General features: G+C 73.8%; 19 protein-coding genes. 11 read left to right on the top strand and 8 right to left on the bottom strand.

Annotation, left to right across the window (positions count from 1 at the left end; translation table 11 throughout):
- Positions 1 to 108 precede the first annotated feature (108 nt).
- Entirely contained in the window at positions 109 to 633 is a 525-nt protein-coding gene (locus TR49_RS31850) for an Lrp/AsnC family transcriptional regulator (RefSeq protein ID WP_042387758.1), read from the bottom strand.
- A 170-nt stretch (positions 634 to 803) separates the two neighbouring features.
- Between TR49_RS31850 and TR49_RS31845 the strand changes: the two genes are divergently transcribed.
- The 4 genes from TR49_RS31845 to TR49_RS31830 all read left to right on the top strand — a co-directional run bounded on the left by TR49_RS31845 (position 804) and on the right by TR49_RS31830 (position 5,613).
- Positions 804 to 2,069 (top strand): homogentisate 1,2-dioxygenase, encoded by a 1,266-nt coding sequence (locus TR49_RS31845; RefSeq protein WP_084725640.1) that lies wholly within the window; start codon positions 804 to 806, stop codon positions 2,067 to 2,069.
- On the top strand, positions 2,066 to 2,989 hold the full coding sequence (locus TR49_RS31840; protein ID WP_236653614.1) for a hypothetical protein: 924 nt from the start codon (positions 2,066 to 2,068) through the stop codon (positions 2,987 to 2,989). Before TR49_RS31845 ends, TR49_RS31840 begins: the two co-directional genes overlap by 4 nt.
- 62 nt (positions 2,990 to 3,051) lie before the next feature.
- Positions 3,052 to 4,269, top strand: coding sequence for a fumarylacetoacetase (gene fahA, locus TR49_RS31835; protein WP_042387756.1), 1,218 nt, complete (start codon positions 3,052 to 3,054; stop codon positions 4,267 to 4,269).
- A gap of 450 nt (positions 4,270 to 4,719) precedes the next feature.
- The gene (locus TR49_RS31830) at positions 4,720 to 5,613 is read left to right on the top strand and encodes a DUF1254 domain-containing protein (protein ID WP_042387801.1); all 894 of its coding nucleotides are present in this window, start codon (positions 4,720 to 4,722) and stop codon (positions 5,611 to 5,613) included.
- 728 nt (positions 5,614 to 6,341) lie between these two features.
- Here TR49_RS31830 and TR49_RS31820 read toward each other — a convergent pair.
- The gene (locus TR49_RS31820) at positions 6,342 to 7,514 is read right to left on the bottom strand and encodes an alpha-hydroxy-acid oxidizing protein (RefSeq protein ID WP_042387752.1); all 1,173 of its coding nucleotides are present in this window, start codon (positions 7,512 to 7,514) and stop codon (positions 6,342 to 6,344) included.
- Positions 7,515 to 7,610: 96 nt separating this feature from the next.
- On the opposite strand from TR49_RS31820, the gene TR49_RS31815 reads away from it, so the two are divergent.
- Together TR49_RS31815 and TR49_RS31810 are read left to right on the top strand one after the other, a co-directional pair.
- Entirely contained in the window at positions 7,611 to 8,531 is a 921-nt protein-coding gene (locus TR49_RS31815; protein WP_236653613.1) for an AraC family transcriptional regulator, read from the top strand.
- On the top strand, positions 8,531 to 8,956 hold the full coding sequence (locus tag TR49_RS31810) for a VOC family protein (RefSeq protein ID WP_042387749.1): 426 nt from the start codon (positions 8,531 to 8,533) through the stop codon (positions 8,954 to 8,956). The genes TR49_RS31815 and TR49_RS31810 overlap by 1 nt, the downstream gene beginning before the upstream one ends.
- A gap of 217 nt (positions 8,957 to 9,173) precedes the next feature.
- Here the strand turns inward: TR49_RS31810 and TR49_RS31805 are convergent, their stop codons facing one another.
- Together TR49_RS31805 and TR49_RS31800 are read right to left on the bottom strand one after the other, a co-directional pair.
- A complete protein-coding gene (locus tag TR49_RS31805; protein WP_042387747.1) occupies positions 9,174 to 9,947 on the bottom strand; it encodes a peptidyl-tRNA hydrolase in 774 nt (257 codons plus the stop codon).
- 47 nt (positions 9,948 to 9,994) lie between these two features.
- A complete protein-coding gene (locus tag TR49_RS31800; protein WP_042387745.1) occupies positions 9,995 to 11,242 on the bottom strand; it encodes an MFS transporter in 1,248 nt (415 codons plus the stop codon).
- A 109-nt stretch (positions 11,243 to 11,351) separates the two neighbouring features.
- On the opposite strand from TR49_RS31800, the gene TR49_RS31795 reads away from it, so the two are divergent.
- Positions 11,352 to 13,058, top strand: a complete 1,707-nt coding sequence (locus tag TR49_RS31795; protein ID WP_042387743.1) for a class I adenylate-forming enzyme family protein — start codon at positions 11,352 to 11,354, stop codon at positions 13,056 to 13,058.
- A 21-nt stretch (positions 13,059 to 13,079) separates the two neighbouring features.
- Here TR49_RS31795 and TR49_RS31790 read toward each other — a convergent pair whose 3' ends face one another.
- From TR49_RS31790 to TR49_RS31780, 3 genes are read right to left on the bottom strand one after another with little or no spacing between them, the layout of a single operon-like run.
- Positions 13,080 to 13,538, bottom strand: coding sequence for an SCP2 sterol-binding domain-containing protein (locus TR49_RS31790; protein WP_042387741.1), 459 nt, complete (start codon positions 13,536 to 13,538; stop codon positions 13,080 to 13,082).
- A gap of 36 nt (positions 13,539 to 13,574) precedes the next feature.
- Positions 13,575 to 14,477, bottom strand: coding sequence for a MaoC family dehydratase (locus TR49_RS31785; protein ID WP_042387739.1), 903 nt, complete (start codon positions 14,475 to 14,477; stop codon positions 13,575 to 13,577).
- A 4-nt stretch (positions 14,478 to 14,481) separates the two neighbouring features.
- Positions 14,482 to 15,837 carry a 3-oxoacyl-ACP reductase gene (locus TR49_RS31780; RefSeq protein WP_042387737.1) on the bottom strand — a complete coding sequence of 452 codons (1,356 nt, stop codon included), beginning with the start codon at positions 15,835 to 15,837 and terminating at the stop codon, positions 14,482 to 14,484.
- Between the two features lie 77 nt (positions 15,838 to 15,914).
- Between TR49_RS31780 and TR49_RS31775 the strand changes: the two genes are divergently transcribed.
- The 3 genes from TR49_RS31775 (at position 15,915) to TR49_RS31765 (ending at position 21,130) form a co-directional block, all read left to right on the top strand.
- Positions 15,915 to 17,210: an acetyl-CoA C-acetyltransferase gene (locus TR49_RS31775; RefSeq protein WP_042387735.1), complete on the top strand. Its 1,296-nt coding sequence runs from the start codon at positions 15,915 to 15,917 to the stop codon at positions 17,208 to 17,210.
- A gap of 178 nt (positions 17,211 to 17,388) precedes the next feature.
- The gene (locus tag TR49_RS31770) at positions 17,389 to 19,320 is read left to right on the top strand and encodes an AMP-dependent synthetase/ligase (RefSeq protein ID WP_042387795.1); all 1,932 of its coding nucleotides are present in this window, start codon (positions 17,389 to 17,391) and stop codon (positions 19,318 to 19,320) included.
- 19 nt (positions 19,321 to 19,339) lie between these two features.
- Positions 19,340 to 21,130 carry an FAD-dependent oxidoreductase gene (locus tag TR49_RS31765; RefSeq protein WP_042387733.1) on the top strand — a complete coding sequence of 597 codons (1,791 nt, stop codon included), beginning with the start codon at positions 19,340 to 19,342 and terminating at the stop codon, positions 21,128 to 21,130.
- On the opposite strand, the gene TR49_RS31760 is transcribed toward TR49_RS31765, so the two are convergent.
- Positions 21,078 to 22,019, bottom strand: coding sequence for a pseudouridine synthase (locus TR49_RS31760; protein WP_042387731.1), 942 nt, complete (start codon positions 22,017 to 22,019; stop codon positions 21,078 to 21,080). The genes TR49_RS31765 and TR49_RS31760 overlap by 53 nt on opposite strands.
- Positions 22,020 to 22,539: 520 nt before the next feature.
- On the opposite strand from TR49_RS31760, the gene TR49_RS31755 reads away from it, so the two are divergent.
- On the top strand, positions 22,540 to 24,192 hold the full coding sequence (locus TR49_RS31755) for a purple acid phosphatase family protein (RefSeq protein ID WP_369405351.1): 1,653 nt from the start codon (positions 22,540 to 22,542) through the stop codon (positions 24,190 to 24,192).
- Positions 24,193 to 24,277: the final 85 nt, after the last annotated feature.

Genomic DNA, 24,277 nt, shown 5'->3' with positions numbered 1-24,277 from the left:
GCCCCGAGCCCGTGCCGCGCTTCCGCGCCCGTCCCGCGTCGTGCCTCCGCGCTCGCCCCGTGCCTCCGCGCTCGCCCCGCGCCTCCGCGCGCCCGCCGTGGTCCGGGCTCAGTCGCGCGGGGGCATGCCCGTCGCCGGGATGCGGCTCGGCCGGGGGCGTTCCTCGGCCTCCAGCAGGGGCAGGTAGCGCGGGGTGACCACCTGGGACAGGGCGATCACGCTGGTGGACCGGGCCACGCACGGGATGCGGCTGATCTCGATCAGTGTCTGCTGCAGGCCGTCGTGGGAGGTCGCCGCCACGCGGCAGTGGACGTCGCTGGCGCCGGTGGTGCCGTAGGCCTCCAGGACGCCCGGGACCTTGGCCAGCTCGACCGAGAGCTCCTCCAGGCTGCCCTGGGAGATCTCCAGGTTCACGAAGGCCAGCACCGGGAAGCCGGCCGCCGCCAGATCCACGTCCGGGCCGTGGCCGGTGATGACGCCGTCCGCCTCCAGGCGCTGGATGCGCGCCTGGACGGTGGCCCGGGAGACGCCCGTGAGGCGGGACAGTTCGAGGAATCCGGCGCGCGGATTCTCGGCGAGCGCGCGGATCAGCAGGACGTCCAGCTGGTCGGGCTTTCTGCGCTGAGCTTCCATCTCGCCGCCTCTCTTCCGGGATCAAGCTTGGCAGATTGCGCACCTCGATCGCCGGATATTGTCAGCGAGCGAAGCTAGGCCCTGTACTGCTGATCGTCAATACTGGTCCTGTCAGGGCCCCGGCCGGCCGGCCGGGCGCCAAGGGCACAGCAGCCCGGGAGGCGACGAAGGTGGCCTACTACCGCAGCGTGGGCTCGGTCCCGCCCAAGCGGCACACGCAGCACCGTGCTGCCGACGGTTCCCTGTACTACGAGGAGCTGATGGGGGAGGAGGGCTTCTCCTCCGACTCCTCGCTGCTCTACCACCGGGCCATCCCGTCGGCCATGGTGGACAGCCGGGTGTGGCGGATCGACGACGGCAAGCCGGAGGCGAACCACCCCCTCAAGCCGTTCCACTTCAAGCTGCACGACCTCTTCCCCGGCGCGTCGTGGCGGCAGGCCGACCCGGTCCGCGACCGGCGTGTCGTGCTGTCCAACGCGGACGTGCGCATCGCCTACGTCGCCGCCGGGCTGCCGTCCCCCCTGTACCGCAACGGGATAGGGGACGAGTGCGTCTACGTCGAGTCCGGCACGGGCGTCGTCGAGACGGTCTTCGGCGTCATCGAGGTCCACCAGGGCGACTACGTCGTCATCCCGCGCGCCACCACGCACCGCTGGCTGCCCACCGGGGACGCGCCGCTGCGGCTGTACGCCATCGAGGCGAACAGCCACATCACGCCCGCCAAGCGCTACCTGTCCAGGTTCGGGCAGCTGCTTGAGCACGCGCCGTTCTGCGAGCGCGACCTGCGCGGCCCCGTCGGCCCGCTGGTCGTCGAGGAGGACGGGGACGTCGAGGTCTACGTCAAGCACCGCGTCGGCGGCTCGGTCGGCGGCACCGTCATGGTGGTGCCCAGCCACCCCTTCGACGTCGTGGGCTGGGACGGCTGCCTCTACCCCTACGCCTTCAACATCGAGAACTACGAGCCGATCACCGGCCGGATCCACCAGCCGCCGCCGGCGCACCAGGTGTTCGAGGGCAACAACTTCGTCATCTGCAACTTCGTGCCGCGCAAGGTGGACTACCACCCGCTGTCGATCCCGGTGCCGTACTACCACGCCAACGTCGACAGCGACGAGGTCATGTTCTACTGCGGCGGGAACTACGAGGCCCGTAAGGGCTCCGGCATCGGCCAGGGCAGCGTCTCGCTGCACCCCGGCGGCCACACCCACGGCCCGCAGCCGGGCGCGTACGAGCGCAGCATCGGCGTGGAGTTCTTCGACGAGCTCGCCGTCATGGTCGACACCTTCCGGCCGCTGGAGCTCGCCGAGGGCGCCCGCGCCACCGACGACGGCCGCTACGCGTGGACCTGGAGCGGCCGCGGACCGGTCGAGACCGCCGAGGAGGCGGACGCCGAGGACCAGGGCGGCGCCGGGGCCGCGGGGGAGGAGCAGGAGTGAGGCCCGCCCACCTGGTCCCGCCGCTCTTCGCGGGCCTGTGCGACGACGCCGCGCTGTTCCCGCCCGGCAACGCGCCGGTGGCCGAGGCGGTGCCCGCGCACCGCAACCACCGCAACGCCTGGTACGCGCCGCTGGTCGGCCCGTTCCTGGTCGGGGCGGACCGGATCGCCGAGGTCGGCGCGGCCGCGGAGGAGACCGGCGGCACGCAACGGCCGCTCGACGTCACGCTCGTGGTGCGCGGTGGCCCGTCCGGGCTGGCCCCGGCGCTCGAGGAGACCGCCAAGTGGCCGGGCCTGCACCTGGTCGGCGTCGAGCTCGGGCCGGACGCCGACGGGTCCGTCGCCGAGGCGGCCGCGCGCGGCTGCGCGGTGCTCGACCGGGAGCTGCCGGGCCAGCACGTGTTCGGCGCGGTCGAGTTGCGTCGCGACCCCGCCGCCCACGCGGGTTCCGGGAGCAAGAGCGACAAGCGTGAGACGGGCGCCATGGAACTGGCCCTCGACGTGATCGCGGCCTCGCCGTACCGGGCCAAGTACCGCACCGGCGGCCTGGAGTCGCAGGCCTTCCCGAGCGCGGAGGAGCTGGCCGCGTTCATCACGGCCTGCGCGAGCCGGGAGTTGGCCTTCAAGTGCACGGCCGGCCTGCACCACGCCGTCCGTTACGTGGACCCCGCCACCGGCTTCACCCACCACGGCTTCCTCAACATCCTGCTGGCGACGCACTTCGCCGTGCAGGGCGCGGACGCCGTCGCGGTCGCCGAGGTCCTGGCCGACCACGGCGCGGAGGGGCTCGCGGCGGTGGCTGCGGACCTGACGGACACTCAGGTCGAGCGCGCGCGACGGGCGTTCACCGCGTACGGGACCTGCAGCGTGCTGGAGCCGCTGGAGGACCTGACCGATCTCGGCCTGCTGCCGCCTGCCTGACCGGCCCGACTCCCTCCCACCGGCTTGCCCGGCCCCGAGCGAACGACGTTGATGGAGCATCTGTGACCTGGCTCGACCTGCCTGCCGACACCCTCTTCGGCCTCGACAACCTGCCCTACGGGGTCTTCTCGACCGCCGGGGACCCGCAGCGGCGGCGGCTCGGCGTGGCGATCGGGGGGCAGGTGCTCGACGCGGGCGCCGCGGCCCGCGCCGTCGGCTCGCCCGACCCGCTGCTGGAGGCCGCGACCCTCGACCCGCTGCTGGCCGCAGGCCGCCCGGCGTGGACGCGGGTCCGCGAGGCGCTGACCCGTTGGCTCACCGAGCCGGCGTTCCGCCCCGTCATCGAGCCCTGCCTGCTGCCGCGCGCCGACGTCACCCTGCACCTGCCGTTCACGGTCGGCGACTACGTCGACTTCTACGCGTCCGAGCACCACGCGAGCAACCTCGGCCGCCTCTTCCGTCCGGGCAGCGAGCCGCTCACGCCCAACTGGAAGCACCTGCCCATCGGTTACCACGGCCGCTCGGGCACCGTCGTGGTCTCCGGCACGCCGGTCGTCCGTCCCAACGGGCAGCGCAAGGCACCGGCCGACGCGGCGCCGACGTTCGGGCCGAGCCGCCGCCTCGACATCGAGGCGGAGGTCGGCTTCGTGGTCGGCGCGGGCTCCGAGCTGGGCACACCTGTCCCGATGGCAGACTTCGCCGAGCACGTCTTCGGCGTCTGCCTGGTCAACGACTGGTCCGCGCGGGACATCCAGGCGTGGGAGTACGTGCCGCTCGGCCCGTTCCTCGGGAAGTCCTTCGCGACGTCGGTCTCGCCCTGGGTGGTCCCGCTCGACGCCCTGGCGGCCGCACGGGTGGCGCCGCCCGCCCGTGACGTCGAGCCGCTGCCGTACCTCGACGACCGCGACACGAAGGAGCCGTGGGGCCTGGACCTCGCCCTGGAGGTCCGCGTCAACGGCACGCTGATCTCCCGTCCGCCGTTCGCCGGGATGTACTGGACGGCGGCGCAGATGCTGGCCCACATGACCGTCAACGGCGCGAGCGTCCGCCCCGGCGACCTGTTCGCCTCCGGTACGGTCAGCGGCCCCGAGCGCGGCACGGAGGGCGCGCTGATCGAGCTGACCTGGAACGGGGAACGCCCGGCCCAGCTGGCCGACGGCAGCGGTCGCGCCTTCCTGGAGGACGGCGACGCGGTCACCATCACGGCGACGGCCCCGGGCCCGAACGGAACCCGCATCGGCTTCGGCGAGGTGACGGGCCGCATCCTTCCGGCCCGGTGAGTCGCAGCGCCGGGGGCCCCGCCCTGTCCGGCCTCCGGACCGACAGGGCGAGATCCCGGGCGAACGGCGGGGCGTCGGCCGGGCGGGCGAGTGGTTCGGCGAAGCCCGGCGGGACGCGGTACGGCACGGCTTCGCCCGGGCCGCACGTCGACGGCGGGGGAGCCGCACCCGGGCGGTCCTGCCGACGCCCTCGTCGGGCGGCCTCGGAGCGGACCAGGGCCGCGGGCCGGGCACGACGGCAGACACGGCCGTCCGGCCCCGGCCCCCGCGGTCACGGCGGCCGCGACGGAGGGCGCGGGGAAGCCCGCGCACTCCGGCGTGCGGTGGGGTCCGGTGGGCTCGAAGCGGGCAACTCCTGTGGTCTCCTCCGGCTGGCGTCGGGCCTCCCGGTGGCGCACTCTCGGAAGACGGGCCGACGCTGTCGCGGCCTGCCGTGAGGAGAGGGGCGCCATGGCATTCCCGCCCGTCGAGGAGATCCGCCGGACCGCCGCGGAGGGCTGGATCTGGGGTTATGCCCTGCTGCAGAACTACCACGTGCTCTACGACCAGGTCGTCGAGGGAGGGGCGCCGTTCGGGGCGTTCCAGTTCGAGAAGGCTCCGGCCGGGCCGGAGGGGCCGCCGTCGGCGTGGGCGTGGCTGGACCTGCGCGCCGAGCCGTGGGTGCTGAGTGTGCCCGGCACCGACCGCGCGTACGTCCTCGCCGTGCACGACCTCGACACCAGCTATGTGGGCTTCGTCGGCTCCCGCACCACCTCCGGCCAGGGAGGACATCACCTGATCGTCGCGCCCGGCTGGCAGGGTCGCGTGCCCGACGGGATCTCCGAGGTGCTGCGCGCCGACACCTCGCTGGTGGGGGTGACCGGCCGTACCGCGCCGGTCGAGGAGGGGACGGAGACGGCGTTCGCTGCCTTCCGTAGCGGCTTCGGGCTCAGAGCGCTCAGCGACCACCTCGGCCGGGGTGCGCCGCAGGCCGCCCCCGAGCCCACCTGGCCGGTGTGGCGCGAGGAGTCCCTGGACACGATCGAGTTCTTCGCCGTCCTCGACTTCCTGCTCGGCTTCTGTCCGGTGCTGCCACTGGAGGCGGTGCTGCGCGAGCGGCTCGCCGCCGTGGGCGTCGGGGTCAAGCCCGGGGAGTTCGAGCCGGGCGATCTCCCGGCGGGGGCGGAGCTCGCCATCGAGCACGGGATCGCCGACGGCCGCGAGCGCCTGGCCCAGGCCCGCGCCGCGCACCGCCCGGAGGTCACCCTGGTCGGCACCCGCGAGGAACTCGGCACCGACCACCTCACCCGCGCCCTCGGCGCGGCGATCGGTCTGCACACGCTGCCGGGCTACGCCTGGTTCTGATCCGCGCCGAGGAGCACGGCGGTGGCCCGGCGTCGCCGTCCCACGGTTCGACGACCTTGCCGACGCCGACGCCGACCGCGACCCCCACGCCGACCGCGACCGCCACGCCGACCGCGACCGCCACGACGACCGACGAGGCCCCCGCCCAGGCCTCCGGCAGGCCCAGGCGACGGGCAGAGCGAGCAGGGAGGCGAAGGCGACCGGGACCGCGGCTGCGTTCGCCGTCCCCTGCGCGGGCTCGCCGCGGTCGCCGCGGTCCGGGAGACCAGCCACAGCGCCGTCAAGGCGAGGCAGGCCGGCGAGATGACTGCGAGGATGGGCAGTGCCGTGACGCGGCCCATCGCGTCGCCGCCGGGCGAGGCGTCGTCCGGGTCGGCGCCGGGAGCGCCAGGGGGCGGTCGGTACACCGGTCGGCGATCCGCAGGGCGTGCACGAAGACCAGCGGGACGGCCGGCGAGCTGAGCGCGGCCGCCACGGACTACCGCCCCTCCGGCATGACGGGCCATCAACTTTGGTTGTCCGGGGCACAACCCCCGCGGCCTCTCCGGCCGATTCCGCCGTGCTGGGGCGCGCGCCGACGACATGTCCGTTTCCACGAGGCGTGGGTGACATGTCGTCAGCGCGGACGGCCGCGGCCGTCGTCCACCCCCGTGACGACGGACACACACCGCACCGGGTCAACGCGCGTGCACCGTCCAGGATTCCCTTGCTCGCGGGGGCGGCACCGGCTATCGGGCGACCCGGCGGAGCGCGCCTTCGCGGCGCAGGTCCGCCAGGGTCGGGTAGCCGTCCACGGCCATGATGAGGTCGGCTTCGGCGAGGAGGGTGCGCAGGACGTGCACGATGCCGTCCGTGCCGCCCAGGGCTAGGCCGTAGGCGTAGGGGCGACCGATGCCGACCGCGGTCGCGCCGAGGGCCAGCGCCTTGACGACGTCCGCGCCGGAGCGGACGCCGGAGTCGAACAGGACCGGCAGGCCGTCCGCCGCCTCGACGACGCCGGGCAGGCAGTCGAGCGCGGGCAGACCGCCGTTGGCCTGGCGGCCGCCGTGGTTGGAGCAGTACAGCCCGTCGACGCCCGCGTCCTTGGCGCGACGCGCGTCGTCGGGATGGGAGATGCCCTTGAGGATCAGCGGCAGCCGGGTGAGGGAGCGCAGCCATTCCAGGTCGTCCCAGGTCAGTGGGTTGCCGAAGATCTGGGTCCAGGTGAGGACGGCGCTGGTCGGGTCCTCCTCGGGAGTCTTGGCCAGACGGGAGCGGAACACCGGGTCGGAGAAGTAGTTGGCGAGGCAGTGGCCGCGCAGCTGCGGGAAGTTGCCAGTCGACAGGTCGCGCGGACGCCAGCCGGTCACCCAGGTGTCCAGGGTGACCACGATCCCGGCGTAGCCGGCCGCCTCCGCGCGCCGCACCAGGCTTGCGGCGAGCTCGCGGTCGGTGGGGGTGTAGAGCTGGAAGAAGCCGGGTGTGTCCCCGGACTCCTTGGCGACTTCCTCCATCGGGTCGACCGTCAGCGTCGAGGCGACCATCGGCACGCCCGTGCGGGCCGCGGCGCGGGCGGTGGCCACGTCGCCGTGGCCGTCCTGGGCGCACAGCCCGATGACGCCGATCGGCGCCATGAAAAGCGGCGTGGGCAGGTGCAGCCCGAACAGGTCCACGCCCAGGTCCCGCTGCGTCGCACCGACCAGCATGCGCGGGACCAGACCCCAGCCGTCGAACGCGGTCACGTTCGCGCCCTGGGTCCGCTCGTCGCCGGCGCCGCCCGCGACGTAGGACCAGACCGAGGGCGGCAGCGCCGCCTCGGCGCGGCGCGCGAGTTCGGCGAAGTCCATCGGCAGGGCGGGCAGTCGCCCGAAGAGGCCGTTGAAGTAGATCTCGTTCTGGTAGTCGCCGAACTGCTGCGTCATCGCGCCGATCGCCTCCCTGGGGCGGTTGCCTGACGTGCTTGCCGCGGACAGCCTCTCCCGAGTGACGGGCCCGGGCAAGGACGCGAGAATGTGAGGGTGGACGCAACCGTGGCGGGCTCCACCCCGGTGCTCGACGAGGCCGTGCGGGGCGTGCCGGCGCCGCCGCTGCGGGGGCTGGTGGCCTGGTACTCGGGCTACCGCCAGCGCGGCGTCGAGCCGAGACGCCACCGCGGCCTGCCCTCCCCGTACCTGACGCTGATCCTCACCCTCGACGAGCCGCTGAGCATCGCCGCCCACCCCGACCTGCGCGAGCCGCCGGGCGACTACGTGGTCCTGCTCGGCGGGCTGCACACCGCCCCCGCCCTGATCGAGGTGCCGGGACGGCAGTCGGGCGTCCAGGTGGCCCTCGGCCCGCTCGGGGCCCGCGCCCTGCTCGGCCTGCCGGCGGGTGGTCTGGCCGGGATCGACGTCCACGCGGAGGACGTCCTCGGTGCGGACGCGCGCTACGCGCAGGAGCGGCTGCAGGAGGCGGCCGACTGGCCGGGCCGGTTCGCCGTCCTGGACGCCTGGCTGCTGGCCCGGCTGCATGACGCGGGTCGGCGGGACCGGCCGGCGGCAGGCCCGCCGCCGGAGGTGCGCGAGGCGTGGCGTCTGCTGCGCGGCTCCGGCGGACGGCTGCGGGTCGGGGCGGCGGCCGAGGAGGTCGGCTGGAGCGAACGGCACCTGCGGAACCGGTTCCTGGCCGAGATCGGCCTGACGCCGAAGGCGGCGGCCCGGGTGATCCGCTTCGACCTGGCGCGCCGACGGCTTGCGCAGCGCGCGGCCGCGCCCGATCTGGCGGGCCTCGCGGCGGACCACGGGTACGCGGACCAGTCGCACCTCGACCGCGAGTTCACCGCCCTGGCCGGGTGCGCGCCGAGCGCGTGGCTCGCGGAGGAGTTCCGAAACATCCAAGCCGGTCACCATCCGCCGGACGCAGGGTTGAGGCAGCAGCCGTCGAACGAGGAGCACGAGTGATGAGTACCGAACCCGCCGTCCGGAAGGCCCCGCCCGCGCCGCAGGTCTGGCCCACGCTGCGGGCGAAGGACGCCCGCGCGCTGATCCGCTTCCTGGTGGACGCCTTCGGCTTCGAGGAGACCGTCGTCCACGGCGACGGCGACGTGGTCCACCACGCCGAGCTGTCGTGGCCGGAGGGCGGCGGCATCATGCTGGGCTCCGCGCGGGAGTCCGACGCGGCCGACGCCTGGCCGCTGCGCCCGGGCTCCTTCGGGGCGTACGTCGTCACCGCCGACCCCGACGCGGTCCACGCCCGCGCGAAGGCGGCAGGCGCGGAGATCACCAGCGGTCTGCACGAGACGGACTACGGCTCCCGCGACTTCGCCGCCCGCGACCCGGAGGGCAACCGCTGGTCCTTCGGCACGTACCCGGGCGAGCCCCGGTAGCGGTCAGGCGCGCTCGGCAGCGCCCGGGGCGCGAGGCTCTGCCGACATGCGGCTCCGCCGCGTGGGCGCGAACCGCCACCCACCTGGCGCGCCGCACGTGCAGGGCCATCCCCGGGGGGGTGGTTCCCCGCGCCCACCTGGGGGCACCGCCCGGCCGGAGGCTGGGGGAGAGCCGCACACGAGCAGAACCTCGCGCCCTCTGGGGCGGTACGCGCCCCTACCGGCGCAGCGCCGGGTGATCCGCCACGACGGTGCAGGAGCCCGGGGCGATCTCGGTGAAACCGGCGTCGCGCACGAAGGGCAGGCCGGAGGCCGTCAGGGACGCCCACGCCGCGGCGTCCGACGGGCGGACGGCCAGCGGGAAACCGTCGGCCTTCCAGGCCGCTCGCGCGGGAGCGGCAAGCGCCCACCAGGCCAGCTGCGCCGCGTGGCCGACCTGGGCCATGGACTTGCCGGTGGACATCTCCACGTCGGGGTTGAGCCACAGCACCGGGGTGTCCGGATCCGCGGGAGCGAGCGGGGCGTCGTCGGTCAGTTCGGTGCCCGAGACCTGGAGCTTGGCGAGCTCCTTGGGCCAACCGTCCAAGGGGATCGGCGGGAAGACCCGGACCTCGGCCGTCTTGCCGGTCGTCGTCAGGCCGGGCAGCTCGGAGGCCTTGCGCCACTCCGCGCCGCGGGCCCTGCGGACGACCTTGCGGATCCGGGCGTCCTCCCAGGCGGCGACGGCGGCCGCCCACGCGCCCTCCGGCGCGGTCACGCGCTCGTCGCTGAGGAAGTTCAGCACGGCCCGCGCGGCAGTCTCCAGCGCGTCGGTGTGGCCGGGAGGGTCGGTCCGCTCGATGCGGACGACCAGCGGCAGCACGTACTGCGGTGCGTTGTCGCGGTCGTCCGCACGGTCGGCGAAGGGGGTCGGCGCCGACGAGGGCTGGGTCGACGAGGGCTGGGTCGACGAGGGCGGGGTTGACGAGGGCTGGGCGGGTTCGCTGGTCACCGGTCCAGTATCGGTGACCGCGCGAACCGCCGGACCGGCGAGCCCCGTTACGCGTCGACCTCCGCCGGGTGCTGCAGGCCGTACTCGCCGTCGGACTCGCCCTCCAGCTCGCCCGCCGTGGCGCGGTCGAGCAGGCCGTGGGCGGTCGAGAGGATCACGATGCCGACGACGAGGACGCCCGCGCCCAGGTAGAACGGCACGTGCACGTTGTAGTGCTCGACCAGCTTGCCCGCCGCGTAGGGCGCGAGGCCGCCGCCGATGAAGCGGACGAATCCGTAGGCCGCGGAGGCGATCGGCCGCTCGACCGGGGAGACGCTCATGACGGCCTGGGTGGTGACGGTGTTGTTGATGCCGATCGGGATGCCCGCCGCGATGACCGCGATGATCAGGACGGTTGGGTGGTCGGTCCAGACGCCGATGGCGAGGACGATGACCGCGAAGAGGGCCAGGTTCGCGTAGAGGGTCTTCGCGGTGCCGAGGCGGCGCTCGACCCACGGGGCCCCGAAGACGGCGAAGACCGCGACGAGGACGCCCCAGCCGGTGAAGACCCAGCCGAGCTGGACCGCGCCGAGGTGCATCGGGAACGGCGCGTAGCCGAGGACGGTGAAGAAGGCCCAGTTGTAGCAGAGGGCGGCCAACGAGATGGTCAGCAGGCCGCGGTGACGCAGCGCCTTGAGCGGTTCGAGCAGGCCGGTGCGCCGCTCGGGCAGCGGCATCGGCCGCACCAGCGTGACGGTGGCGAGCAGGGCTATCGCCATCAGCACGGCGACGCCGTAGAACGGGCCGCGCCAGCTGACCTCGCCGAGGAGGCCGCCGAGCAGCGGGCCGACGGCGATGCCGAGGCCGAGGGCGGTCTCGTAGAGGATGATCGCGCCGACGAAGCCGCCGCTGGCGCTGGCGATGATCACCGCGAGCGAGGTCGCGATGAAGAGCGCGTTGCCGACGCCCCAGCCGGCCCGGAAGCCGACGATCTGGCCGATGCTGTGGGACGAGCCGGCCAGCGCGGCGAAGACGACGATGATCGCGAGCCCGACGATCAGCGTCTTCTTGGCGCCGATGCGGCTGGAGACCCAGCCGGTGACCAGCATCGCCACGGCGGTGACCACCAGGTAGCTGGTGAACAGCAGGGTCACCTGGCTGGGGCTGGCGTGGAGCTGGCTGGAGATCGCCGGGAGGATCGGGTCGACCAGCCCGATGCCCATGAACGAGGCGACGCAGGCGAAGGCCACGGCGAAGACGGCCTTCGGCTGCTTGAAGGGACTGGCGCTGCCGTGCGCCTCGGCGTTCTGTTGCATGCTCCAACTATATACGTGTCCTATACATCTATCTAGACGCCGTCGGCCTCATTGTCAGACCGTCCCCGCGCGCCTAGCCTCGCGGACATCCGCTCGAAGGGAGACGTGGGTGAACCGTGCTCTCTGGCCGACCGGCCTGCCCCGCACGCTCAGTTACCCCCGTACCGGACTGCACACCCTGCTCGCCTCCGCCGCCCGCGCCTACGGGGCCCGGCACGCGCTGGTCGACGGCGAGGAGCGGCTCGGATTCGACGCCCTCCACGACAACGCGCTGCGCTGCGCGCAGGGGCTGCGGGAACGGGGGATCGGCCGGGGCGACGTCGTCGCACTCGTGCAGCCGAACGGTCTCTGGTTCCCCGTCGGCTACCACGGCGCGCTGCTCGCCGGGGCGACCGCGTCCGCGATCAACCCCACCCTGCCGCCCGAGTCCCTCGCCGACGCCCTGGCCGAGATCGACGCGAAGGCCGTGATCACGCATCCGGCCTGCCTGCCCGCGCTGCGCCCGGTCCTGGACGCGCACCCGGCGCTGCTCGCCGTGGTCGTGCCGCCCAGCGCGACCGCCCCCGGACCCGAATCCGCGGGCCAGGACGGACGCGTCGTCCCGCTGGCGGAGCTCCTCGCCGCCGAGCCCGCGCCCGCGACTCCGCGTTCGCCGGACGACCTCGCGCATCTCGCCTTCACCGGGGGCACGACCGGCCGGTCCAAGGCGGTCCGGGTGTGCGACCGGCACCTGTGGGCCAACGTGCTGCAGGGGCTGTGCGCGCGCAGCGCGGTGCTGCCGGAGTACGACGCCGACGGGCTGGTGACGCTGCGTCGGGTCGAGGAAGCGGTGACGCCCTGGACGGGCGCGCCGGGTGAGGACACCGCCGTCAACGTCGTGCCGCTGTTCCACGCCATGGGGCTGGTCAGCCACAGCATCGCGCTGCTGGCCGGGATCACCGTCGTCGCCCACGGGCGGTTCGACCCGCGCGAGTTCCTCGCGCAGATGGTGCGGCACGGGGCGAGCGGCATAACGGGCTCGCCGGCCATGCACCACGCGCTGCTGGCCGCGATCGACGCGGCCGCCGACGCGGGCGGTTACGACCTGCGCGCCGTGCGGGTCGTCAACTCCGGTGCGGCGCCGCTCGACTCGCCGACGATCGCGCGTATGGCCGCGGCCTACCCCAACGCGGCCGTCGCCGAGGGCTACGGGCTGACGGAGGCGACGATGGCGCTCACCTTCGTCGTCCCGGACCGCGACCGTCCGGCCCCGCCCGGCTGCGTGGGCGTGCCGCTCTTCGACACGGAGCTGGAGATCCGCGACCTGGCCGACCCGGCGAAACCACTGCCCGTCGGCGAGACCGGCTTGGTGTTCGCGCGCGGACCGCAGGTCACCGACGGCTACCTGGGCCGCCCGGAGCTCACCGCCGAGCAGTGGGTGGACGGCTGGCTCGCCACCGGCGACATCGGCCGTCTGGACGAGCTCGGACGACTGTTCCTCTCCGGCCGGGCCAAGGACATGCTGATCTACAAGGGCTACAACGTCTACCCGACCCAGCTGGAGGAGGTCCTGGCGGCGCATCCCGCGGTGGCGCAGGTCGCCGTGATCGGCGCGCCGCACCCGGACGCGGGCGAGGTCCCCGCCGCCTACGTCGTCCTGCGGCCCGGCGCGGCGGTGTCCGACGGCGAGCTGCTCGACTTCGTGGCCGCCCGCGTCGCGCCCTACCAGCGGGTGCGCGAGCTGTACTTCGTCCCGGCCCTGCCCGTCTCGGCGGCGGGCAAGACCCTCAAATCCGAGCTGCGCGCCCGGCACGCCCGGCAGGGAGGGGCCGACTGACGCCTGGGGCCGCAGCGGAGGCTATGCCTTCGGGATGTCGAAGTAGTGCGTCAGGCGGGCGGCGAGGGTCAGGTCGCCGACGACCTTGAGCCTGCGGGAGAAGAACAGGGTGATCGGGTTGGCGTTGCCCGAGACCAGGTTCAGGAACTCGGTGTCGCCCAGCACCAGCGTCACCTTGGGGGTCGCCTCGCTGCGGCCCTCGGTGACGGTGCAGACGCCCTGTTCGATGGCGGTCTCGAAGACGCAGTCCCCGTCGGCGCCGACCTTCCAGCGGATCACGGCGGAGGTCCGGCCGGCGTTCTCGGGGCGGAACCGGCTCTCCATCCGGGCGAAGACCTCGCGCAGGATGCGCACGCGCAGCTCGGCGTCCTGCACGATCTCCTTCATCTCCTTGGTGGAGAGGCTCTTGACGATGCGGGCGAACTCCTGCGGGGTGACGGCCGTGAAGTCGAGGTCGGCGAGGCCGGCGGTGTCGGTCATGGTGGCGCGCTCCTGGGTGGGTCGGGTGGGTGCAGGTCAGTTCGGGGTCAGGCGGCCTAGCAGGTGGCGGTGGTCGCCGCCGGGGTCGGTGAGCTGGAAGGCCCAGCCGTCCGCGCCGACGCGGGCGGCCGTGAGGCGGGCGGCCCCCGGCAGCAGCAGCGGGCGGCGGAAGTCGACGCCGACGGTGAACGCGTCCGGCAGCGGCGCGTGCCGCTCCAGCCCGGCCAGGGCCCGCGCCTTGCTCCACATCCCGTGCGCGATGGCGCGGGGGAAGCCGAACAGCCGTGCGGTCAGCGGGTGCAGGTGGATCGGGTTCCGGTCGCCGGAGACGGCGCCGTAGCGGCGGCCGAGGTCGGCGGGGAGCGCCCACTCCTCGTCGAGCTCGGGCGGTTGCGGCAGGTCCTCGTCCACGCTGCGCGCCCCCTGGCCCTCGCCGGGGCCGCGGTGGAGGTAGGTGCTGACGGACCGCCAGACGAGCTCGGCGGCGCCGGTCGGCCGGGCCTCGGCCACGATCTCGAAGACCTGGCCCTTGCTGTGCCGACGCGGGGCCGTGGCCCGCACCAGGTGGTCCAGCGCGGCGTCCGGCGCGATCGGGCGCAGCTGCTCGATCCGGTTGGTCAGATGGACCAGCCCCAGCACGGGCAGCGGGAACTCCCGTGCGGTCATCAGCGCCATGCTCAGCGGAAAGGCCGTCAGGTGGGGGTAGGCGGCGGGCAGCCGCTCGGCGTCGACCTCCGGGTGACCGCAGACGTCGCGGTAGCGGCGCAGCCGCTCCGGGTCGGCCGGAACCGCGCGCAGGCTCACTGCTACCGCACCGGCGGGCGGTGCGGTGCGGCGCGGCTTCGGCAGCACGGCGCGGGCGTAGAGGCCCGGCAGGCCCGGCAGGGCGGTCAGTTCGCGGGCCGGGACGGACCCGGCCGTGGTGTCGGTCTCGGGCACCGGTTCACGCCCCCAGCAGGGCCTGGCCGCAGACGCGCAGCACCTGGCCGGTGACCCCGGCGGCGCCGGGGGAGGAGAGGAAGGCGACGGCCTCGGCGACGTCCACCGGTTGCCCGCCTTGGCTGAGGCTGTTGAGCCGACGGCCCGCCTCCCGGATGAGCAGCGGCACGGCCGCCGTCATCCGCGTCTCGATGAACCCCGGCGCGACCGCGTTGACCGTGATCCCGCGCCGCGCGACCTCTCGGTCCCGGGCGACGGCCTGCACCAGGCCGATCAGACCGGCCTTGCTCGCCGCGTAGTTGGTCTGCCCCACGTTCCCGGCGATGCCGCTGATCGAGGAGGTGCACACGATGCGTCCGCCGTCGCGCAGGACGGGCTCGCCGCCCAGGAGGGCCTCGTTGAGCCGCTCGACGGCCGTCAGGTTGACGGCCACGACCGCGTCCCACTGGCCCGGCTCCATCCGGCCCAGGGTCCGGTCGCGGGTGATGCCCGCGTTGTGCACCACGATGTCCACGCCGCCGTGCTGCTGCGTCAGATGGTCCGCGACGCGGCGCGGTGCGTCGGCGTCGGTGAGGTCGGCCTCCAGCGCCTCCCCTGCGGTCGTGTCGGCGATCGCCCGCAGGTCCGCGCCCTGCGCGGGGACGTCCAGGCAGACCACGTGCGCGCCGTCGGCGGCCAGCGTCTGCGCGACGGTCGCTCCGATGCCGCGCGAGGCGCCGGTCACCAGCGCGACCCGGCCGGACAGCGGACGTTCGAAACCGCCGGGCTCGGTGCCGGAGCCGGACGCGATCCGCAGGGTCTGGCCGGAGACGTAGGCGCTGCGCGGCGAGAGGGCGAAGCGCAGCGGGCCGGCCAACTGCTGCTCGGCACCCGGCTCGACCAGCAGCAGGTGAGCGGTCGCGCCACGCCGCAGCTCCTTGCCGACGGAGCGGACGAAGCCCTCCAGCGCGCGCTGGGCGGCGGCCTCCCGCGTGTCGGCGGCGAGCTCCGGCGGGGTGCCGAGGACGACGACGCGCCCGCAGGGGGCGAGCGCGCGGATGCGCGGGTGCAGGAACGCGTACAGCTCGCGCAGGCGCTCGCTGCCGGCGACGCCGGTGGCGTCGAGGACGAGGGCGGCGGGCGAGTCCGTCGCCTCCCGCGCGTCGCCCGCGTCCGGCGTGGCCACGGCCCAGTCCGCCAGCAGCCTGCGGACGGGCTCGGCGAGCCGACCGCCTTCCGCAGCGCCGATCACCACCGGGCCGGGGACGTCCGAACCGCCGTCCTGACGGCGCCGCAGCGGCTCGGGACGGGGCAGGCCCAGGCGTGCGGCCACGAGCCGTCCCGGGCCGCTCGCGGTCCACGAGAGGTAGCGGTCCGGCATCTTGATTTCTCCTTACGGGTGAGTAAGTTTACTAGAGAGTAAGTACTCCGCCGCCCCTCGCACAAGGAGCCGTCGTCGTGCCGTCACCCGCATCCCCGAGCGTGCGCCGCGTGGCCGTCCTGGGCGGAAACCGGATCCCCTTCGCCCGGGCTGACGGTCCGTACGCGACGGCCTCCAACCAGCAGATGCTGGACGCCGCGCTGACCGGACTGGTCGACCGCTTCGGCCTCCGCGGCGAGCGCCTCGGCGAGTTCGTCGCCGGGGCGGTGCTCAAGCACAGCCGCGACTTCAACCTCGCCCGCGAGGTCGTCCTCGGCAGCGCGCTGGACCCGCGCACGCCCGCCTACGACGTGCAACAGGCCTGCGGGACGGGCCTGGAGGCGGTGATCCTGCTCGGTAACAAGATCGCGCTCGGCCAGCTCGACTGCGGCGTCGCCGGAGGCGTCGACACCACGAGCGACGCCCCGCTCGGCGTCAACGACGAGCTGCGCCGCGTCCTGCTCGCCGCACGCCGGGCGCGCGGCCTCGGCGGCCGCGTCCGCGCACTCGCGGGCCTCCGCCCGCACCACCTCGTCCCCGACATCCCGCGCAACGCGGAACCCCGCACCGGCCTGTCCATGGGCGAGCACGCCGCACGCACCGCCGCGCAGTGGGCGATCCCCCGCGCGGAACAGGACGCCCTCGCGGCGACCAGCCACCAACGGCTGGCGCGCGCCTACGAGGAGGGCTTCTTCGACGACCTGCTGACCCCGTACCTGGGCCTCGACCGGGACCAGAACCTGCGGCCGGACAGCAGCGCCGAGAAGCTGTCCCGGCTGCGTCCCGTCTTCGGCGGCCCCGAGGGCACGATGACGGCGGGCAACTCCACACCGCTGACCGACGGCGCGGCCACGGTCCTGCTGGCGAGCGAGGAGTGGGCGGCGGAGCGGGGCCTTCCGGTGCTCGCGTACCTCACCCACGCCCGTACGGCGGCGGTCGACTTCGTCACCGGCGAGGACGGCTTGCTCAGCGCTCCCGTCTTCGCGGTCCCCGAGCTGCTGCGCGCGGCGGGACTGACACTCGCGGACATCGACCTGTTCGAGATCCACGAGGCGTTCGCCTCGCAGGTCCTGGCGACGCTGGCCGCGTGGGAGAGCGAGCGGTTCTGCAAGGAACGGCTGGGCCTGGACGCCCCGCTGGGCGCGGTGGACCGCGACCGCCTCAACGTCGCGGGCTCCTCGCTGGCCACCGGCCACCCCTTCGCCGCGACGGGCGGGCGCATCGTCGCCACGGCAGCGAAGCTCCTCGCCCAGCGAGGGGGAGGCCGGGCCCTCATCTCCGTCTGCGCGGCGGGCGGCCAGGGCGTGACAGCGCTGTTGGAGACGCCCCGCTAGGGGCGCGGGGGCCTGCGCGAGAAACCCTCCCGGGGGATGGCCCGGTTCGCCAAGGAACCCGACGACGTGGGTGGCTTGCCGCGCCCACGAGGCGGAACCGCAGATCAGCAGAGCCTCGCGCCCCGGACAGTGCAACGAGCTCATCGCGCACCACTTCCCCACCTCACAGGAGCCGCGCATGGGTACCACCTTCTTTCAGGACCTCCGAGCCGCTCGCGCCAGACCTGATCTGGCCGATCGCGTGCAGCTGAACGTCGTCACGGACGCCGAAGGCGTCGTGCGGGAGGCAGGCGCGGCAGCGCTCGTGCCGCCGCTGGGGCGCGGCTCGCTCGCGGACGTGCCGTTCGACAACGCCGTCGCCGCGCCCGACGCAGTCGCCCTGCGACGCCTGCACGGCGGGGAGTGGCTTCCGGTGACCGCCGCTCAGTTCGCCGCCGACGTGACCGCTGCCGCGAGGGGGCTGGTCGCGGCCGGCGTCGAACCGGGCGAGCGGGTCGCGCTGATGGCGCGCACGCGCTACGAGTGGACGGTGCTGGACTTCGCCGTGTGGGCGGCCGGCGGGCAGACCGTTCCGGTCTACCCGACGAGTTCCGCGGACCAGCTCGACTGGATCCTGCGCGACTCCGGAGCGGTCCTGCTGCTGGTGGAGAGCCCGGAACGGGCCAAGCTCGCCGCGCCCGTCACCGACGCGCCGGAGAGGCCCCTGCGGCTCGCCGCGCCGTCGATCGACGAGGGCCTGCTCGGGTTCCTCACCGACCTCGGGCGCGACGTGCCCGCCGCGGAGCTGGAACGGCGACGGGCAGAGCTGACACCCGACACGATCGCCACGCTCGTCTACACCTCCGGGACCACCGGGCGGCCCAAGGGCTGCATGCTCACCCACGCCAACCTGCACGCGGGCTCCGCCAACCTGGTGGCGCTGCTGCAGCCGGTGTTCGTCGAGGCGACGCACCAGCAGCCGACGACGCTGATGTTCCTGCCGCTGGCGCACGTCCTCGGGCGGATGCTGCAACTGGCCTGCCTGCTCGGGCGGATCACCGTCGGCCTGTTCCCCAGCATCAAGCCGGACGAGCTGCGCCCGGAGCTGGAGCGGTTCGGGCCGACCTTCCTGGTCGCCGTGCCGTACTTCTTCGAGAAGGTCCACGACACCGCGCGCGCCATGGCCGAGCGGATGGGACGCGGCGCGTCCTTCGTGCGCGCCGACCGGATCGCGGTCGCGTACGGGGAGGCCGAGATGGGGCGGCTGCTCGGGGACGGTCCGGGGCCCGGCCTCGGGCTGCGCGCCGCGCACGCCCTCTACGACCTGCTCGTCTACCGGCGGGTGCGCAAGGCGCTGGGCGGCTCCGTCCGGTACGCGATCAGCGGCGGCTCCGCGCTGGACCCGCGGCTGGCGATGTTCTTCTTCGGCTGCGGCATCGTCATCTACCAGGGCTACGGCCTCACCGAGACCAGCGCCGCGACCACCGTGACGCCGCCGCTCGACCCGCGACCGGCCAGTGTCGGACGGCCGGTGCCGGGTGCGACGATCCGGATCGCCGAGGACGGCGAGGTGCTGCTGCGCGGCGGCAGCGTGTTCACCGGCTACTGGAACAACGCGGCGGCGACCGAGGCGGCGCTGCCGGACTCCTGGCTGGCCACCGGCGACCTCGGCCAGCTGGACGCCGACGGCTACCTCACCATCGTGGGCCGCAAGAAGGACATCCTGGTCACCAGCGGCGGCAAGAACGTCTCGCCCAGCCCGCTGGAGGACCGGCTGCGCAGCCGCCCACCCGTCGGCCAGTGCCTGGTCGTCGGCGACGGTCGCCACTACGTGGCCGCGCTGGTCACGCTCGACCCGGAGGCCGTGGCGCACTGGCTGGGCGTCCGCAGGCGGCCGCTCGACACGCCGTTCGCGCTGCTGCGCGACGACCCGGAGCTGCTGGCCGACGTCCAGGCGGCCGTCGACTACGCCAACGAGGCGGTCTCGCGGGCCGAGTCGATCCGCCGTTTCGCGCTCGTCGAGGGGGAGTTCAGCGAGGAGAACGGGATGCTGACCCCGTCCCTCAAGGTCAGACGCCATGCGGTGGCCGCCGCGTACGCCCGCGAGATCGAGGAGCTCTACGGTGAGTGAGACGGTGGATGAGGTTCCCGTGGAGGACTTCGACGTCATCATCGTCGGCTCCGGGTTCGGCGGCTCGGTCTCCGCGCTGCGGCTGACCGAGAAGGGCTACCGGGTGCTCGTGCTGGAGGCCGGGCGCCGGTTCAGGCCCGAGACGCTGCCGCGCAGCAGTTGGGATCTGCGCAACTACCTGTGGGCCCCCGCCTTCGGCTGCTACGGCATCCAGCGAATCCATCTGCTCGGCAACGTCATGGTGTTGGCGGGCGCCGGCGTCGGCGGTGGCTCGCTGAACTACGCCAACACCCTCTACGTGCCGCCCGCTGCCTTCTTCCAGGACCGCCAGTGGGCCGGGATCACCGACTGGCAGCAGGAGTTGGCACCCTGCTACGAGCAGGCTCAGCGGATGCTCGGGGTGCGCGCCAATCCGACCGTCACCGAGGCGGACGAGTACCTGCGGGAGACGGCCGAACGGATGGGCGTGCGCCGCAGCTTCCGGCTGACACCGGTCGGCGTCTTCTTCGGCGACGGCGAGGACGCCGACGGGCGGTGCACGGCCGCGCCCGGCGACGCGGTCCGGGACCCGTACTTCGGCGGCGCCGGGCCGGAGCGCCGCGCCTGCACCGAGTGCGGGGAGTGCATGACGGGCTGCCGCCACGGGGCCAAGAACACCCTCACCCAGAACTACCTGCACCTCGCCGAGCGGGCCGGGGCCGTGGTGCGGCCGCTGACCACCGTCGTCGAGCTGCGTGAACGCCCCGGCGGGGGTTACGCGGTGACGACCGTGCCCACCAACCGCCGTCGGCGCGGGGCCCGGACGGTGGTCACCGCGCGGCAGGTGGTGCTGGCCGCCGGGACGTACGGGACGCAGACACTGCTGCACCGGATGCGCGCGAGCGACGCGCTGCCGCGCCTGTCACCGCGGCTCGGCCAGCTGACCCGGACCAACTCCGAGGCGCTGGTGGGCGCGTTGACCTTCCCGCGCCGCTACCGCAGGGCGACGGCCGGGAACGGCAGGGCGAAGGACGCCACGCTGGACCTCACCCGTGGTGTCGCCATCACCTCGTCGATCCACCCGAACGACACCACGCACATCGAGAACGTCCGCTACGGCAAGGGCTCCAACGTGATGGCGCTGATGAGCGTGCCGCAGTACGCCGTCGGTGGGCGGACGCCGAAGGCGCTGGCGGCCGCCTGGGCGTACCTGCGCCACCCGGTGATGGTGGCGCGGACACTCACCACGCGGCACTGGTCGGAGCGGACCATCATCGGGCTGGTCATGCAGACGCACGACAACTCGCTGACGACCTTCCTGCGCCGCCGCCGGCCCGGAAAGGGGCTGCTGACCGCCGAGCAGGGGCACGGCGTGCCCAACCCCGGGCACATTCCCGAGGGGTGGGAGGCGGCCCGCCATCTCGCCGAGCAGATAGGCGGTTTCGCCGGCACGAACGTCGGTGAGCTCACGGGCATGCCGCTGACGGCGCACTTCCTCGGCGGCTGCCCGATCGGCGCGGACGCGGAGCACGGCGTGATCGACCCCTACCACCGCCTCCACGGCCATCCGGGCATCTCCGTGGTGGACGGCTCGGCCGTCTCGGCGAACCTCGGCGTGAACCCGTCGCTGACGATCACGGCCCAGGCGGAGCGGGCGATGTCGCTGTGGCCCAACCACGGCGATCCGGACCCGCGTCCGGCACCTGGCGAGCCCTACCGCCGGCTCGGAGCGGTCGCGCCGCGGCACCCCTCGGTCCCCGCGGGCGCGTTCGGGGAGCTCAGGCTGGTGGGGCCGGTGGAGGCCACGCCGCAAGAGTCCGGCGACTCGTGAATTCCAGCGGCTCCCCGGTGACGGGATCGGTGAACGCCAGCACCGAGGCGAGAAGTTGCAGCGGGTCGGAGAAGTCGTCCGGGGCGCGTTCGGGCAGCACGACGGGGTAGACCGGGTCGTTCAGGATCGCCAGGCCCAGGCCGCTCATGTGCAGCCGCAGCTGGTGGGTTCGGCCGGTGGCGGGCAGCAGCCGGTAGCGGCCGAGTCCGCCCGCGTGCTCCAGCAGTTCGATCCGGCTTTCCGCATTCGGTTCGGCGTCCGGCAGTTCGTGTGCGGCGATGATGCCGCGCTCCTTGACGATATGACTACGGACGGTCGTCGGGAGTGTGAGCTCCGCCCGGTGCGGGGCAACCGCCAGGTACTCCTTGTGGACCAGGCGGTCGGCGAAGAGCCGCTGGTAGACGCCGCGGTGGACCGGTCGGATGACGAAGAGCGCGAGCCCGGCCGTCAGCCGGTCCAGCCGGTGCGCCGGGCTGAGCTCGGGCAGGTCCAACTCGTGCCGGAGCCGGGCGAGCGCGGTCTCGGTGACGTGGCTGCCGCGCGGTGTGGTCGCCAGGAAGTGCGGCTTGTCGACGACGAGGATCCGCTCGTCGCGGTGGAGCACCTCCAGCGCGAACGGGACCGGCGTCTCCGGGGCCAGTTCGCGGTGGAACCAGAGCCAGGCGCCGGGCCGGTAGGCCGTGTCGGGCGCGAGCGGGCCGTCCTCGGCGTGGATCTCGCCGGCGGCCAGCATGGCGTCGAAGTGGCTCGCGGGGACGGCGGGCAGACGGTCGGCGAGGTAGGCGCGGACGGTCGGCCAGGCGCCCTCGACCGGCAGCCGCAGCCGGACCGGGTCGATGCCCTGGCGCTGCGGCAGCGGCGAGGGCGGCGCGTGGGGCCTGCGTCGCATGGGACCAGCCTAACGTCGCAGCTCAGCCGTGCTGTGGAGGGGGTTCGCCCGGGGCCCTGCCGGGACCTTGCCGGGGTGTCGTCGGGACGGGGGCGACAACAGCGGGCGGCCTGGGGTCGACGCGGTGATCGCGAGGCGCCGAAGGTGTCGCGAACAGCGTGGGGCGGGCGGTCCACCCCCGTTGTCCGGCACCGGCCTTGACCTTCCGTGTCGCCCGAGGGCCGCCCGTGTCGTCGTCCAACTCGCTGAGGAATATATCAGGCGAATCAAGCGAATTGGACACTTAGGGCAAAGCGCTGGAGTGTCAGGCGGAACGTCAACGTACCACCTCTCGGATCACCATTCGGCGCGGCGTGTCGGGGGTTGCGCGCCCGGCTGTCGGACCGCTATCGGTGTGCCGCGCGGGTGTCGCGCGCCATACGGCGTTCACCCCTGCGTCGCCTCGGCGTACTCGCGCCGGGCACGTGCCGCCCCTAGCGTGGGCGGGTCCTGCCGGTCCACGACGCCCACAGGAGTCCCGGTGAACGACGCCACACCGTCCATGCCCCGTACGGCCGACGAATCGTCAACACAGACTGACGCAACGTCAACGGTCGTTGACCGCCGCACCGCGCTGCGCCTCGCCGGCGCGGGTGGCGCGCTCGCCGTCGGTGCGAGCCTGATCGGCGCACCCGCCGCGCGCGCCGCGACTGCGGACACGCCGTCAGGGGGCTCCCCGATGCTGCTCGCCGCGCCCGAGACGCTCGGCGCGCCGCCGGTGGAGGGCCTCCATCTGACCTTCGGCGAGGATCCGGCCACGCAGATGACGGTCAGTTGGACCAGCGAGGCCCCGGTCCGCGACCCACAGGTGAAATACGGCACATTCGAGGGCGGCTTCGGGCGCGGCGTCGCGGCCGAGACGGTCACCTACGTCGACGGCGTCAGCAACCGCACGGTCTACGTGCACCACGCCCGCCTCGTGGGCCTGCGGCCCGACACCTTCTACACCTACGCCGCGATGCACGGCGGCGCCCGCCCCGACTCCGGCACCTTCCGCACCGCCCCGCGCGGTCGACGGCCCCTCACCTTCACCAGCTTCGGCGACCAGGCCGTCCCCAACACCGTCTGGCAGCCGGACGGCAACGGCGGGTTCAACGTCGTCGACGCCGGCATCGGCTCCCCGGCGGCCGCCGACATCGTGGGCGGCGTCGAGCAGGTGGACCCGCTGTTCCACCTCCTCAACGGCGACCTCTGCTACGCCAACATCAGCGCCGACCGGCTGGCCACCTGGAAGGGCTTCCACGCCAACAACACCCGCTCCGCGCGCTTCCGCGCCTGGATGCCGGCCGCGGGCAACCACGAGGACGAGCACGGCAACGGCCCGATCGGCTACTCCGGCTACCAGGCCCGGTTCGCGTTGCCGCGCAACGGCTCCACCGACCCGGAGACGGCCGGGCTCTGGTACTCCTTCACGGCCGGCTCCGTGCACGTGATCGTGCTCCAGAACGACGACGTCGCCTACCAGGACGGCGGCGACAACTACGTCCACGGCTACAGCGGCGGCGCGCAGGCGGCCTGGCTGGAGGCGGACCTGCGGCGCGCCCGCGCCAACAGCGACATCGACTGGATCGTCGTCTGCATGCACCAGGTGATGGTCAGCTCCGCCGACGCCAACGGGGCGGATCTGGGCCTGCGCCAGCTCTGGGGCCCGCTGTTCGACCGCTACGGCGTCGACCTCGTCGTGTGCGGCCACGAGCACCACTACGAGCGCTCGCTCGCGGTGCGCGGCGTCGTCAGTGGGACCGAGACCCTCACGCCGAACCCCGTCTCCGACGCGACGGACTCGATCGACACCTCGCTGGGCACCGTCCACATGGTCCTCGGCGGAGGCGGCACCTCCGCGCCCTCCAACGGCAAGCTCTTCACCCCGGACAAGGGCAAGGTCCTCACCGGCGTCGGCCCCGTCGGCTCGAACGGCAAGCGTCCGCCGGTCTACGTCTTCGAGCAGACCCCCTGGTCCGCGTTCCGCGACGCGGAGCACGCCTACGGCTTCGCGGCCTTCACCGTCGACCCGGGCCGCCACGCGGGTGACACCACCCGCATGCACGTCACCTACTACAACGTCGGCCAGCCGGACGGCTCGATCACCCCGCTGGAGTCCTTCGTCCTGTACCGCAAGCGCAGCGACGGCTGAGCACATGTGGTTGCACCGTCCAGGGGCACGGGGCGCTGCTCGATCGACTGCGTGCGCGACAAGCCACCCAGTGGGGTGAGTGAGC

It is taken from the genome of Streptacidiphilus melanogenes, from assembly GCF_000787835.1.
Lineage (GTDB): Bacteria > Actinomycetota > Actinomycetes > Streptomycetales > Streptomycetaceae > Streptacidiphilus > Streptacidiphilus melanogenes.
The sequence above is the reverse complement of the archived record's forward strand: the minus strand, read 5'-3'. Positions and strand labels throughout refer to the sequence as shown.

Coding starts and splice junctions, on each gene's coding strand:
- TR49_RS31780 (WP_042387737.1), bottom strand. CDS start 15,837: ATGCCGGACCGCTACCTCTCGTGGACCGCGAGCGGCCCGGGACGGCTC.
- TR49_RS31820 (WP_042387752.1), bottom strand. CDS start 7,514: ATGACGCAGCAGTTCGGCGACTACCAGAACGAGATCTACTTCAACGGC.
- TR49_RS31760 (WP_042387731.1), bottom strand. CDS start 22,019: ATGCGACGCAGGCCCCACGCGCCGCCCTCGCCGCTGCCGCAGCGCCAG.
- TR49_RS31810 (WP_042387749.1), top strand. CDS start 8,531: ATGAGTACCGAACCCGCCGTCCGGAAGGCCCCGCCCGCGCCGCAGGTC.
- TR49_RS31850 (WP_042387758.1), bottom strand. CDS start 633: ATGGAAGCTCAGCGCAGAAAGCCCGACCAGCTGGACGTCCTGCTGATC.
- TR49_RS31790 (WP_042387741.1), bottom strand. CDS start 13,538: ATGACCGACACCGCCGGCCTCGCCGACCTCGACTTCACGGCCGTCACC.
- TR49_RS31830 (WP_042387801.1), top strand. CDS start 4,720: ATGGCATTCCCGCCCGTCGAGGAGATCCGCCGGACCGCCGCGGAGGGC.
- TR49_RS31800 (WP_042387745.1), bottom strand. CDS start 11,242: ATGCAACAGAACGCCGAGGCGCACGGCAGCGCCAGTCCCTTCAAGCAG.
- TR49_RS31770 (WP_042387795.1), top strand. CDS start 17,389: ATGGGTACCACCTTCTTTCAGGACCTCCGAGCCGCTCGCGCCAGACCT.